Genomic DNA, 13,949 nt, shown 5'->3' on the forward strand with positions numbered 1-13,949 from the left:
GACATCGTATAGAGAGTTAAACATCAGAATTGCTGATCTCCCTTGTGAGGGAAGATCGGTGGATGGATCCGCAAGGGTCTCATTCACAAAGCAATTTTGTCCAAGTCAAGTACACTAACCCGGTTCAATTCCACGGAATTGGACCAAGTTCATGAGATCCGCACGGATCCATGAGCGGGAAATAGTATGCTTTGATCCGGAAGCGGCGTTTGTCGTCTTCTGGATCAAATCAAGCGCGAAAAGGGCGTTTGGTGAATGCCTTGGCAGTAAGAGGCGATGAAGGACGTGATACTCTGCGATAAGTCATGGGGAGCCGAGAATAGGCTTTGATCCATGAATTTCCGAATGGGGCAACCCACCTGACAGTTTGTTATTATTGCTCTCCGGAGCGGCTAATAACGGGCTGAACCAGGTACTTTTTGACTGAATACATAGGTCTTAAAGAGCAAACCCGGGGAACTGAAACATCTAAGTACCCGGAGGAAAGGACATCAACAGATACTCCCCTAGTAGCGGCGAGCGAACGGGGACCAGCCGAGCCATGCGAGCGACAAGAACTGTCTGGAAAGACAGGCCATAGAGGGTGACAGCCCCGTATTGGAAGCTCAATTGGACGTATTAAGTAGGGCGGGACACGTGAAATCCTGTCTGAACATCGGGGGACCACCCTCGAAGGCTAAGTACTCCTTACTGACCGATAGTGAACCAGTACCGTGAGGGAAAGGTGAAAAGCACCCCGACGAGGGGAGTGAAACAGTTTCTGAAACCGGACGCCTACAAGCAGTCGGAGGCACATCAGTGCTGACGGCGTACCTTTTGTATAATGGGTCATCGACTTGGTCTCACGAGCAAGCTTAAGCCGTTAGGTGTAGGCGCAGCGAAAGCGAGTCTTAATAGGGCGCATGAGTTCGTGGGATCAGACCCGAAACCGAGTGATCTAGGCATGATCAGGATGAAGGTTAGGTAACACTAACTGGAGGTCCGAACCCACACCTGTTGAAAAAGGTCGGGATGAATTGTGCCTAGGGGTGAAAGGCCAATCAAACTCGGAGATAGCTGGTTCTCTGCGAAATCTATTTAGGTAGAGCGTCATCCGAATACCCCGGGGGGTAGAGCACTGGATGGGTAATGGGGCCCCACAGGCTTACTGATCCTAACCAAACTCCGAATACCCGGGAGTACTAGATGGCAGACACACTGCGGATGCTAACGTCCGTAGTGGAGAGGGAAACAACCCTGACCTACAGCTAAGGCCCCTAATTCATGGCTAAGTGGGAAAGCAGGTGGGACGACCAAAACAACCAGGAGGTTGGCTTAGAAGCAGCCATCCTTTAAAGATAGCGTAACAGCTCACTGGTCTAATTAAGTTGTCCTGCGGCGAAGATGTAACGGGGCTCAAGCCATGAGCCGAAGCTTAGGATGCACATAGTGCATGGTAGCAGAGCGTGGTGTGAAATAACCCAGTCCTCTACAGCGCCTTCGGGTGTTATGGAGGATCGGGTTTGACTGTGAAGCCGGCGCGTGAGCGATCCGGTGGAGTGATCACCAGTGAGAATGATGACATGAGTAGCGACAAACAGGGTGAGAGACCCTGTCGCCGAAAGTCCAAGGGTTCCTGCTTAAAGTTAATCTGAGCAGGGTAAGCCGACCCCTAAGGCGAGGCCGAAAGGCGTAGTCGATGGGAATCCGGTTAATATTCCGGAGCCAGGAGGATGTGACGGATCGAGACTGTTGTTCACCCTTATCGGATTGGGTGGGCCGCTGATCGGTTCCTGGAAATAGCCCTCCATGAGATCGTACCCTAAACCGACACAGGTGGACTGGTAGAGAATACCAAGGCGCTTGAGAGAACGATGTTGAAGGAACTCGGCAAAATACCTCCGTAAGTTCGCGAGAAGGAGGCCCCGTTTGTAGGCAACTATAGGCGGGGGGCACAAACCAGGGGGTGGCGACTGTTTACTAAAAACACAGGGCTCTGCGAAGTCGCAAGACGACGTATAGGGTCTGACGCCTGCCCGGTGCTGGAAGGTTAAAAGGAGGAGTGCAAGCTCCGAATTGAAGCCCCAGTAAACGGCGGCCGTAACTATAACGGTCCTAAGGTAGCGAAATTCCTTGTCGGGTAAGTTCCGACCTGCACGAATGGCGTAACGACTTCCCCGCTGTCTCCAACATCGACTCAGCGAAATTGAATTGCCTGTCAAGATGCAGGCTTCCCGCGGTTAGACGGAAAGACCCCGTGCACCTTTACTACAGCTTCACACTGGCATCAGGCCATGCATGTGCAGGATAGGTGGTAGGCTTCGAAGCAGGAACGCCAGTTCTTGTGGAGCCTTCCTTGAGATACCACCCTTGCATCGCTTGATGTCTAACCGCGGTCCGTTATCCGGATCCGGGACCCTGTGTGGCGGGTAGTTTGACTGGGGCGGTCGCCTCCTAAAGCGTAACGGAGGCGCGCGAAGGTTGGCTCAGAGCGGTCGGAAATCGCTCGTTGAGTGCAATGGCAGAAGCCAGCCTGACTGCGAGACTGACAAGTCGAGCAGAGTCGAAAGACGGCCATAGTGATCCGGTGGTCCCGAGTGGAAGGGCCATCGCTCAACGGATAAAAGGTACGCCGGGGATAACAGGCTGATGGTGCCCAAGAGTCCATATCGACGGCACCGTTTGGCACCTCGATGTCGGCTCATCTCATCCTGGGGCTGGAGCAGGTCCCAAGGGTACGGCTGTTCGCCGTTTAAAGAGGTACGTGAGCTGGGTTTAGAACGTCGTGAGACAGTTCGGTCCCTATCTGCCGTGGGTGTAGGATACTTGAGAGGAGTTGCCCCTAGTACGAGAGGACCGGGGTGAACGATCCACTGGTGGACCAGTTGTCGTGCCAACGGCAGTGCTGGGTAGCTATGATCGGACAGGATAACCGCTGAAGGCATCTAAGCGGGAAGCCCCCCTCAAAACAAGGTATCCCTGAGGACCGTGGTAGACCACCACGTCGATAGGCCGGAGGTGTAAGCGCAGCAATGTGCTCAGCTGACCGGTACTAATGGTCCGATAGGCTTGATTTGATCCAGTAGACGGCAAATGCCCCTGCGGACAATCAAAGCATACACAAACAAACGTATTTGGCTTGGACGCCGATGTGAAAAAGCGCACCACAATTGAACAGTGTTCGAATGCGGTGCGCCAAGCAGATCAACGGTGTTGGAACGCGTTGTCGACTTTGTCGAAACGCTGCCTCCAACTAAAATCCTTGCTCTGCAAGGGCTTTTTCCTTGGTTTGGTGGTCATAGCGCGAGTGAAACACCCGATCCCATCCCGAACTCGGTCGTTAAGCACCGTAGCGCCGATGGTACTGCGTCTTAAGGCGTGGGAGAGTAGGTCACCGCCAAACCTAGAAAAAAGCCCATAACTCTCAATACGATCTCAAAAAAGCGCCAGGCAATAACACTGCCAACGCAACTGGCGCGGGATGGAGCAGCCCGGTAGCTCGTCAGGCTCATAACCTGAAGGTCGTAGGTTCAAATCCTACTCCCGCAACCAAAACCAAAAGAAATTCTAGACAGGTCCGATACGCCAAAGTGGCCATTTGAAGAGACGCTTTGTGGCGGAACGATCGCGTGTGATCAGCCTATTGAGACAAGCTCGGTCGAGCTGTCAGGCGCTACGAAAATGCGCTCCAAAGTGGCAGATGATCTCACGGATCAGACGACACCGGGCCCGAGCCGTGCGGGTACAGGTCACGACGAGGCGCTCCAAAACCCATCTCCTCGCAAAGAAGCAGCAACGCGGGAGCCCGTTGTGAACCAACGGGTTGGGTCGACTACTCTGTTGTGTCGTTGAACGCGCGCAGCGCGCGTTGGCATTGGTCTCTGTCTTCCGCCAGGTGCTCCTTGATGCGGTCGATGGCGTCGGGCGGCAGGCGTTTGCCTGCGCCCAGATGCGCAAGACAGGCAGGGTCATAGTAGCGCATGGCATTGGACAGCACGAAAAGCTCATCCATGAGGTCTAACGTCCCTGCTGGCGAGGTGATGTCGCAGACATTGTCGGTGCCCAGCCGTACGAAGACGCCAGCGGCCAGCAACTCAAGCACACGTGCGATCGAATTATGGGTCGGAGCCTGAATAGGCCGGATCTGGCGCATGCTGATCGCAGCTGACGGGCAGCAGATCACACCAATGTTTAACTCCGCCAGCTCCCGTGCCATGCGATCAAACCGATCATCCTCATAGGCGGAGGGCGAAATGACGTGGATCAGCCAAACCTTGGGCTCATCGCCCGCGGGAATGAACGCCGCCTCGCGCACGATCTTCAGGGCGCGTTCGGTCTGGTCTTCGCGGCTGTGGTTCTTTTGGTCCACATGGATATGCACCTGCTTGTCCAGATCTTTGGCCAGCCCAATGATGCGACGGCAGCAGGCGTCAAAGCCAATATGCTCCGGGTAGTCGACCACATCATCCCGCTCTGGCAAGGCTCCGATGAAATCGGCCTGTTCCGCTGCGCGTTCGATCAAGGCCCAGCGGTCAGGTTCATCATCCCGAAACCCCATTGGAGAATATGCGCCTACCCGGAAATCAATCCGCGGTCGCGCCCGGTCGCCGATCTTCAACAACCGTTCCATTGCCGACAGACCAACACGATCCGTTGTCACATCCACAACGCTGTGGGCATGAGCCGTCCCGAGATCGGCCATCTTCAGCACGCAATTCTCAACCCGCGCCTCCAGCAGGTCGGGATCATAGCAAGCGCTGTTATGGATCAGGGGAATAAGCGCGTGCTTTTGCGCGATGGCCAAGGAGGACTCCGCCCCGTTGCCCAGCTTGCGCATGATATCGAGCGTCGGTTGCAGGGTCTCGGCGCGATCAAGGTGAAGATGGGCATTGAACATGCCGCCGAGGTCCATGATCTCTGAATGCAGATCTGCGAGAAAGGATGTCTTAAAGTCTCTGTCCAATGCTCTTCTTCCTTGCGACCCATTTGCGGTCATGCGGCCCCGCGTATCCGTTCCACGAAAAGCCCGCTGGTGGCGGTGCGTCTAGCTGGTCCATGTCTTCCAAAGGGAGACGAATTCGCCCCGATCCTGCGCCTCCGGCAAGATGTTCTTGCCAGCATGCGGATACCGGATCCGCTCTGCATGGGGGATCAACTCGCCAACCATGTCCGCGTGGTGCTTGTGACGGCGACGGCGCCCATAGATGATTTTAATGCGCAATTTGTCCGGATCATGGGTCGCGCCCAAACGCGCAAATTCCGGGTGCCATTCCGGATGTTTGGTCAGGCTGGCCGGGTCCACGGACACCGCTGCATCGAAATTGGCGCCAAATCCCACATGCAAAATTGCCAGCGACCCGCCACTTACGCCGACGCCAATGACGCGCTGATACCCGTGGTCCCGCACAAAACCCGTTACGAAGTCTGCAATAGCGGACAAATCGTCTCCGATGCCCGGCACGCCATGGAAGAAGAGGCGTTGCGAATGGTCGAGAAAGGTCAGCAAATCCGACCGCTCCACATCCATACCGGCCAGAAACCGGTAGGTCGGCATGGAGAGACGCATCCGGTTGCCGGTAAAGCCCACAATCAGTGTCTTGGTCTCTGCAGGGATTGTCGGGTCGCCGTAGAAGAGCGCTGAGGGCAGCAGCTCTTTGCGCTGCCACCGGGATATATTCGGGCTGAGATCGAGGTACTTTCGCGTGTTCTTGAGCCGCTCGGTGAATTCCGATTTCATCCGAAACCGTTCGAGGAAGCCGAGCGACTTATGTGTCTCATCGAGGTCGAGCGCCTCGAGCCTCTCCACATGGGGCAGAACCTCCGCTGGCGCCAAATGCGTGACGATGAAGTCGAGCTTCAGTTTCAGATCCGAGCGGCCCTTGACCTCGGAAATAAGCTTCCTCGCATCTTCGAAGTCGCCCGAGAAGACAATCTGCTCGGACAAGACCGCTTGGGTGATTTGATCTGCCCCAGCGTTGTCTTGGGCACCTTGCGGCTCCAGGCCGTGCTCTGCGAGCCGTTCTGCGATTTCCCGCACAGTTGTAAAGTTCTCGACCACGTCGTCAGGCATTGATGCATCGAGCGCGGTTTCCAGTGCCACCATAATGCGCACGGCGGAGAGCGAGTCTCCATCGAGGCTCGCGAATTCATCGTCGACATTGAGTGACTCCAACGAAAGCTCTCGCATCCAGATCTCCGCGATGAGCTTTTCGAGCGGTGTCTCCGGACCACGGGCATCCTGCGGTTTGTCATTGTTGCTTTCCGCTGCCAGGGCGGCGAGGCGCTGACGGTCGATCTTGCCAACGGGCGTTTTCGGAAGATCGTCGAGAACGATAATCTGCCGTGGGATCTTATGCGGGGCGAGCCGCGTTGCCAGAAACGCACGGAGATCGGCAATATCTCCGTCGGGCGCGCGGGTCACTGCGCAGTGAATGTCCTCTCCCAATCTGGTGTGAGGCAACGCGAAGGACGCCGCCTGTCGAACCCCGGGATGCGCGGTCAGAACGTCATCCACCTCGTTGGGGCTGATTTTCTCGCCCCCTCGATTAATGAGCTCCTTCGCGCGGCCTGTGAGGAACAGAAAACCGTCTTCGTCGAAATACCCCAGATCGCCGGTGAGAAACCAATCGCCGACAAAGGCCGCGTCATTGGCCGCGTCATTCTCCTCGTACCCGTCAAAGACGTTCTCGCCCCGGACCGCGATCTGCCCTGTTTGCCCCGGCGCTAACGCCTCACCTTCAGGAGACAGGATCGCGACGTCGGGCCCGGCACTTTGACCCACCGACCCGGGCTTGTCCGCTGCAGGTGGCAATTGTGTCGAGGTTATCAAGGGCCCGGCTTCGGTCATCCCAAGTGTGCGGACAATCGGGACGTGGAACCGGGCTTCGAGCTTTTCTTGTTGAGCAGGTGAAAGTGCTGCCGCGACACAGCGCAGGAACCTCAGCCCCATCAGTGGTGAGGTCAGGTCCTGACGGGATGCGTGCAGCTCTAGCTCCGCGAGGGTCGTCGGCACCCCTTGGAACCACGTCGCTTCATGCGCCCGTTGCAACGTGAAAAACTGCTGGGCCTCAAAGCTGCCTGCCACGACCAGACTGCTCCCCGCAGCCAAGGGCGCAAGCAACAGATCTACCAGACCCCCGATGTGAAACTGCTCCCACATCACGAGACATTTGTCCTCCGGGGTGAGGTCGACGGACCGCGCCACATCAAAGGCCGAGCAACAGACATTCCGCTGACTCAAGGGGACGATTTTCGGTTTCCCGGTGGAGCCCGATGTCATCAAGATCAGCGCTGTCTGGCTCGGGAGGGCTGGGCGGAGAGAGGGGTGCGCAGCTTCCTCCGTTGCGATCTGGCGATCGGCACTGACCCAGACAATCGGCAGCGACAAGTGTTGCGCCGCTTTCACAGCGTCCTCCTGGGCGTCCCGGGGCAGGACCAGAGCGTCGATCTGAGTGGCGCTGAACTGCGCGACAAATTCCGGAAAGGTCATGGTCGGGTTGAATGGGACGGCCACGCCATGTGTGGTCATGGCCAGCAGCAGAACGGCCATGTCTATCCCGTTTGGGAACACGATCCCGTATCGCGTCGGCGTCGACGTCGCGGGGGTGCCGGTGGCCCCGGCAAGCGCTCCGGCCAGACGCAGAACCTCTTGCTCCAACGCGCCATAGCTCAACGTGCCGCCTTCGGGGGCGATGAGCGCGGGGGCCTCTGGCCTTGACCCGGCCTGAAAGGACAAAAGCTCTGCAATCGTTCTGATCGCGGTGGTGTCCGTGTCTTTCATGCCAAGACCTCCACATCGAGTTTCTCGAGCCAGCGATGCCCTGGGCGGGCGAGCCAGTGTCTATGCGGTTGGGCGACGAGACGCGGCGCGTCCTCCGCAAACAACGCGCGCAGGGCGTGCACGATCTCGGTCCGCACCATCGCGTTGCCCAGACACATATGGGATCCGGCCCCAAAGGCGAGATGTTGCGGACGCGTGTCCAAGGGGCGAAACGCATCCGCATTCTCGAAAACGGCCTCGTCGCGATTGGCCGAGGCGAGGCCGAGCAGCACTATAGACCTGGCGCGAATGGTCTTGCCCCGGATCTGCACCGATTCCTTGGTGATCCGCCCTTGGTACTGTCCGGGGCTTTCCAGCCGCAAACACTCATCCACCAGTTTCGAGACGTCTTTTGTCGATCCGAAAAGCGGCTCTGGCAGGCGGTCCTGTTGCAGCAGGATGCTGAGGCAGTTGGTGAGCCCGGATTGCACATTGCCAATCCCATCCGCCGCCAGCAGCATGACATTGTCCGCCACTTCATGGTCTGAAACGCTGCCATCCATCTTTGAGACAAGATCGGAGATCAGATCCTCGATGGGCGCAGCACGACGCAGCGCCATGAGGTCCAGGACATGCTGTCGAAAGGCCCGGAGGCTGTCATTGAGCCGGTGAAATTCGTCTCCGTCCGGAATGGCATGAAACAGGCGAAAGAAGTCGTTGCTCCACTCTGCGACTCTGGGCGCATCCGCCTCCGGAAACCCGAGCACGGCGCAAATCGCCCGGCTGGAGAACGGGATCGCAAACTCCGAAACCAGATCGACATTTCCTCCGAGCGACAGGGTTTTGCAGCTGGCCGCGGCCAGCGCGGCAAACCGGTCCTGCTGGTTTTGCGTGCGCCGCACAAAGTTCCGTGCAAGCCAGGCGCGCAGTTCGGTGTGGTCCGGCGCGTCCTTGAAGGCGATCAGGTTGTTCGCGACATCGGCCGCGACGAACTTCGATCGGTTGCGCGCGTGGACCAGCGCAAAGGGCGCTGGCTGATTGCTAAACCGCGCATCCTTCAGACAGGCCAGGACATCCTCGTACCGGCTGATGAACCAGAACCCTTTCGGGTTCCAATGGACCGGATCCTGGTCGCGCAAGGCTTTGTAGACCGGGAACGGATCGTCGATGGTCGCCGGATCGTTGGGCTCAAAGCTTGATGCTGTGCTCTCTTGCATGCGCGTATTGCGAGCCGCATATCCCGTCGCGCCGCCACCCCGTCCGGTCAGCGATCTGGCGTCTGCTCTATGGGCTCATTCCTCCTCGTCCCATCTCAGGTATGTCACAGATCTCAACCCGTGTTAACACCGCAGGCCAAGCCCAAAACCGGGGGCACCCGCCGCGCATGGATCATGCGCTGTTCGCTCCTCGCAGCGCCTCGTGAAACCCGCGCACCAGAAGGTCGAAGACCACGCGGATCCGCTTGCTGGTTTGCAACTCCCGATGGGTGACCAGCCAGATCGGAAACTGGAAGCGCGGCAACTCGGGCAGCACCCGTTCCAGGCTTGGGTCCGCGTCGCATAGAATGTCCGGGAGTACGGAGATCCCCAGATCCGCGCGCAAAAGCTCCCATACCACGACGCCATTCTCGCTCGACATCACGAAATTCTCTGGGCGCAAGGGGATACCGAGATTGTGCATCGGCGCCAGCAAGCGCTCCGGGTCCGGATTGCCGAGAAAGGCATGCTCGGCGACTTCTGCCGGCGTCTTGGGGCGTCCGGCTGTGTCGAGATACGCTTTGGACGCAAAGAGCCCCGCTTGAAAGTCCCCGACATGCCGCGCGATCAGCTCGGGCTGGTCCGGTCGCACATGCCGGATCGCGATATCCGCCTCGCGCTTGATCAGGTTCTGAAGGTCGTTGGAGGCGACGATGTTCACCCGGATCCCCGGATGGCTGCTGCGCAGAGGGGCCAAGAGCTTCGGCAGGGATTGCGCTGATAAGAGATCTGTCGCGGTCACGGTCACAAGACCGGTGACATCCTCCGAATGGGCGGTCGCGGACATGGAAATGCGCGTCGCTGCCTCCCCCATCACCCGCACATGGTCCAGCAGGTCACGCCCGGCCTCGGTCAGCGTCGGTCCTCGCACGCTGCGTTCCAGCAGGGTGACGCCAAGCTTCTCTTCAAGCTCCGTGATCTGGCGGCCAATGGTGGGCTGAGTGGTCTTCAGGGCCCGTGCGGCCCCGCTGAACGAGCCTTCCTCCGCCGTGGCGAGAAAGGCGCGCACCTGGTTCCAATCGAAAGAGATAGCGCTCCAGTTCATGCCTGAACGTATAGCCAATATACGGTTTTCCGCAATTACCCATTCGAACATGAACAGCTAATCAGTTCTCAACCGATGAGGTAGCACATGCAAACGATGTTCTCGCAAGACCCCAGCCCATCCTTCTGGGATAAAACAGCGCCCAGTTACGCTAAGAAGCCGATCAAGGACCCTGCGGCCTACGCCGCGAAACTGGATACCGTTCGGGCGCGGCTGCGCCCTACGGACCATGTGCTTGAGATCGGCTGCGGCACCGGGAGCACGGCGCTCGCACTTGCGCCCTCGGTGGCGCGCTATACGGCGACGGATGTCTCCCAAGCGATGATCGATATCGCCGAGGGCAAGCAGCGCACAGCAAGCGCGCCAAACCTGCACTTTGCCGTGGCCGATGCGGCGCAGCTTATGGCGCAAGCGCCTTTCGAGGCGGTGCTGAGCTTCAGTCTGCTGCACCTGGTGGAGGATCTGCCCGCGGTCCTGCGGGTCGCTCGCGACCAGCTTCGTCCCGGGGGCCTGTTTCTCTCCAAGACCGTCTGCATGGGAGAGGCGAATGTCCTGTTGCGCGGTGTCGTCCGCGGACTGAGCGCCACGGGCTTTGCCCCGCCCGTCCAGCACCTGACCCGCGATCGGCTTTGCCGCGACATCCGCCTCGCAGGGTTTCAGATCGACACATGCCTCCACTTCGGAGACAACCGCCTGAGCCCCTTCATCGTCGCGCGCAAACCCGGCTGACGCTTCCCCGGGCAGCTGATTTCACAATGCGAAGGATCGCTCCCCATGCCAAGCTGACTAGGTAGCCGAGACACGCTCTGACACCCAGAGGTCGTCGGACCTCATCCTGCTCCCTTACCCAACTCCAAGAACCGCGATAGAGGCCACGCCTACCGCAATCCAATCTGATCCAGGGCACGGACCATGGCTGCGTGGCGATCAGGGTCGCGCAGGGTGAAAAGCGTCCAGAACCGGTCCTTGTAGAACCCCTTATAGGACTGACCGATCTTTTCCACGGCCTGATCCGCGCGTTCTTTGGCGCCAAAAGCCGAATAGACGGCCGCCGCCACCACATAGACATAGAGATGCGGGTTCGTGGCCCGGACAGAGAGATCCGCGTATTTGAGCGCCGCCTCGGGATCATTGCGCACAAAGGCAGCGAGGCTGCGCGAGCTGATCATCCCGGCGATGTGCGGATCAATCGGGCTCAGGGACATGGCGGTCGACGCATGCTGATCCGCCACCACCCCGTCGCAGGTGATCGCGTTGAACTTGCCGAGCTCATAATGCCCGAAGGCATAGTTCGGGTTCAGCGCAACGGACCGATCCACCCAGCCTCTCGCGTTGTCCACATCGCCCGAGATCCAGTTCGCCCGACCCAGCACCAGATTGCAAAACGGGTCCAGTGGATCGAGCTGGGTCGCCCGCTCCGCAAGCTCCGTCCCGCGCGACAGGCTCCGCTGCGGATCATCGGTGAAGAAGAGGTTGTAATGCTCGAGCTCGGCATAGGCCAAGGCGCTATAGGCGCGGGCAAAGCTGGGATCGCGCGCGATGGCCTCTTCCATATGGTGGCGCGCGATCTCATGCCCCGACTGCCGGAAACGAAAGAGATGCCGGATCCCCAGATGGTAATGCCCCCAGGCATCCAGGTTCTCGGTCGGCACACGCTCCAGGCTCTCGGCCTCGTTCAGGGGGATATGCATCTCCACCGCGCCGCACACCTCGCGCACGATCTCTTGCCGGGTCACGAAGATATCGTCGAGGGGGCCAGCATAGACCTCGCTCCAGACGACCCGGTGGCTGCGCGTATCGGTCAGCTCTGCCGTCACGGTCAGGCGCGGGCCAAGCAGCTCCACAGACCCGGTCAGTGCGTAGGCGGCCCCGAGCCGGGCATGGATCTCGTTGAAATCGAGGGAGGCGGGATCAAAGCGAAAGGTCGAAGCCCGGGCGATCACCTTGACCGCGCGCAAACGCGAGAGGGCGGAGATCAGCTCTGCCGGGACCCCTTCGGCAATCGCGCTGTGGCTCGGATCGCTATGGATGAGCGAGAAGGGGAGCACGGCCACCACCGGGCGTCCTCCCTGAGGGACAGGATCCGGTGGTGGGCTGGGCTCAGGCTGCAGCACGCTCGCCGGGCGCGCAGCGCCAAGCTCGACCGTGGGCGCCACAAACCGGAACCCTTTGCCGCGCACGGTCCGGATGAACCGCTGTGCGGATCCATCATCCCCCAGCGCCTTGCGCAGCTGCTTCAACGTGCTGGAGATCGAAGCCTCAGAGACAAAAACTCCGGGCCACACCTGATCGAAGATTTCGTCCTTGGTGACCACCCGATCCCGGTTCTGCACCAGAAAGAGCAACAGGTCATAGCATTTCGGTTCGAGCGGGATCCGCCCGTCCTGAGCAATGAGTTCCACTTGCGCCGGGTCCAGCGTGAACCCCTCGAATTCGTAGGCCATGGGGCTAAGCGTATAATCTCAAACCCCCGTCGCAAAGGGGGTAAAGGCGCGCGCCGCTGCCCGGATGGGCTCAGATATCGAGCGTGTTGGTCCGCTCCCATTCCGAGAAATGGGACACGTAGGAATTCCATTCCTGCATCTTCATTTTCAGATAGGCGGCGGAGAACTCCTCACCCATCGCTGCCTTCAGCCCCTTGTCGCGCTCATAGGCCCGCAGCGCATCGAGCAGGTTCAGCGGCAATTTCGGTGCCCCGCGCACCTTGTGGCCTTCGGTATACATGTCGATGTCATAGCGCTTGCCGGGATCGGCCTCGCTGCGGATGCCGTCGAGCCCCGCGGCGATGATCACCGCTTGCAGGAGGTACGGGTTGGCCGCCCCATCCGGTAGGCGCAGCTCGAACCGGCCCGGGCCGGGGACGCGGACCATATGGGTGCGGTTGTTGCCGGTCCATGTCACCGTATTTGGCGCCCAGGTCGCCCCAGAGACCGTGCGCGGCGCATTGATCCGCTTGTAGCTGTTCACCGTCGGGTTGGTGATCGCTGCCAGTGCCGAGGCGTGTTTCATGATCCCGCCGAGGAAGTGCTTGCCCCGTTCCGAAAGGCCCACTTCGCCGGTCGGCCCGTCCCCCTCACCGGCAAAGACATTGGTTTTCGCGTCGGCCCCCGGCGCGTCCCAAACCGAGATATGGGCGTGGCAGCCATTGCCCGTCAGGCCCTCGATCGGTTTCGGCATGAAGGTCGCGCGGAACCCGTGCTTCTCGGCGACGGATTTAGTCATGAACTTGAAGAAGCTGTGCTTGTCCGCGGTCTTCAGGACATCGTCGAACTCCCAGTTCATCTCGAACTGGCCATTCGCGTCCTCATGGTCGTTCTGATAGGGGCCCCAGCCCAGCTCGAGCATGTAGTCGCAGATCTCGCGCACCACGTCATAGCGACGCATGACCGCCTGCTGGTCATAGCAGGGCTTCTCGGCCGTATCGAAGGGATCCGAGATCTGCGTGCCCTCGGGCGTGAGCAGGAAGTATTCCGCCTCCACCCCGGTTTTCACATGCAGGCCTTCGCTGGCCGCCTCGTCGATCAGCCGGCGCAGCACGTTGCGCGGAGCCTGGGCCACATCCGCACCTTCCATCACGCAATTGCTCGCAACCCAGGCCACCTCCGGCTTCCAGGGCAGCTGGATCACCGAGGAGGCATCCGGCACGGCCAGCATGTCCGGATGCGCGGGGGTCATGTCGAGCCATGTGGCAAAACCCGCAAAGCCCGCGCCCTCCTCCTGCATCTCGGCAATCGCCTGAGCCGGGACCAGTTTCGCCCGTTGTCCGCCGAACAGGTCCGTGAAGGAAATCATGAAGTATTTGACACCGGTGTCCTTGGCGAAGGTGGCGAGATCAATGGTCATGTGGCGTGGTCCTGTTGTCGGTTGGGATCGAAATGAATGCGCAGCAGCCGCGCGGGGCGCGGCTGTC

At 59.5% G+C, this 13,949-nt stretch carries 7 protein-coding genes, 1 tRNA gene and 2 rRNA genes; 4 read left to right on the top strand and 6 right to left on the bottom strand.

Annotated elements, in window-relative coordinates; genetic code table 11:
- Positions 1-227 precede the first annotated feature (227 nt).
- The 3 genes from ACP153_RS14890 (at position 228) to ACP153_RS14900 (ending at position 3,531) form a co-directional block, all read left to right on the top strand.
- Positions 228-3,056, top strand: a 23S ribosomal RNA gene (locus ACP153_RS14890).
- A gap of 211 nt (positions 3,057-3,267) precedes the next feature.
- Positions 3,268-3,382: ribosomal RNA gene (rrf, locus tag ACP153_RS14895) — 5S ribosomal RNA — on the top strand.
- Between the two features lie 72 nt (positions 3,383-3,454).
- A tRNA-Met gene (locus ACP153_RS14900) sits at positions 3,455-3,531 on the top strand.
- Between the two features lie 280 nt (positions 3,532-3,811).
- Here the strand turns inward: ACP153_RS14900 and ACP153_RS14905 are convergent.
- The 4 genes from ACP153_RS14905 to ACP153_RS14920 all read right to left on the bottom strand — a co-directional run bounded on the left by ACP153_RS14905 (position 3,812) and on the right by ACP153_RS14920 (position 10,039).
- Complete coding sequence (locus ACP153_RS14905; RefSeq protein WP_424971804.1) at positions 3,812-4,942, bottom strand: amidohydrolase family protein; 1,131 nt, start codon at positions 4,940-4,942, stop codon at positions 3,812-3,814.
- Positions 4,943-5,023: 81 nt separating this feature from the next.
- Positions 5,024-7,759 (bottom strand): non-ribosomal peptide synthetase, encoded by a 2,736-nt coding sequence (locus ACP153_RS14910; protein ID WP_424971805.1) that lies wholly within the window; start codon positions 7,757-7,759, stop codon positions 5,024-5,026.
- Positions 7,756-8,955: a cytochrome P450 gene (locus tag ACP153_RS14915; RefSeq protein WP_424971806.1), complete on the bottom strand. Its 1,200-nt coding sequence runs from the start codon at positions 8,953-8,955 to the stop codon at positions 7,756-7,758. Before ACP153_RS14915 ends, ACP153_RS14910 begins: the two co-directional genes overlap by 4 nt.
- Before the next feature lie 172 nt (positions 8,956-9,127).
- Positions 9,128-10,039 carry a LysR family transcriptional regulator gene (locus tag ACP153_RS14920; protein ID WP_424971807.1) on the bottom strand — a complete coding sequence of 304 codons (912 nt, stop codon included), beginning with the start codon at positions 10,037-10,039 and terminating at the stop codon, positions 9,128-9,130.
- An 87-nt stretch (positions 10,040-10,126) separates the two neighbouring features.
- On the opposite strand from ACP153_RS14920, the gene ACP153_RS14925 reads away from it, so the two are divergent.
- Positions 10,127-10,768: a class I SAM-dependent methyltransferase gene (locus ACP153_RS14925; RefSeq protein WP_424971808.1), complete on the top strand. Its 642-nt coding sequence runs from the start codon at positions 10,127-10,129 to the stop codon at positions 10,766-10,768.
- A gap of 149 nt (positions 10,769-10,917) precedes the next feature.
- On the opposite strand, the gene ACP153_RS14930 is transcribed toward ACP153_RS14925, so the two are convergent.
- Complete coding sequence (locus tag ACP153_RS14930) at positions 10,918-12,483, bottom strand: winged helix-turn-helix domain-containing tetratricopeptide repeat protein (protein ID WP_424971809.1); 1,566 nt, start codon at positions 12,481-12,483, stop codon at positions 10,918-10,920.
- A 70-nt stretch (positions 12,484-12,553) separates the two neighbouring features.
- Positions 12,554-13,882, bottom strand: a complete 1,329-nt coding sequence (gene glnT / locus ACP153_RS14935) for a type III glutamate--ammonia ligase (RefSeq protein WP_424971810.1) — start codon at positions 13,880-13,882, stop codon at positions 12,554-12,556.
- Positions 13,883-13,949: the final 67 nt, after the last annotated feature.

This window comes from Dinoroseobacter sp. S76 (genome assembly GCF_049801095.1).
Lineage (GTDB): Bacteria > Pseudomonadota > Alphaproteobacteria > Rhodobacterales > Rhodobacteraceae > Dinoroseobacter.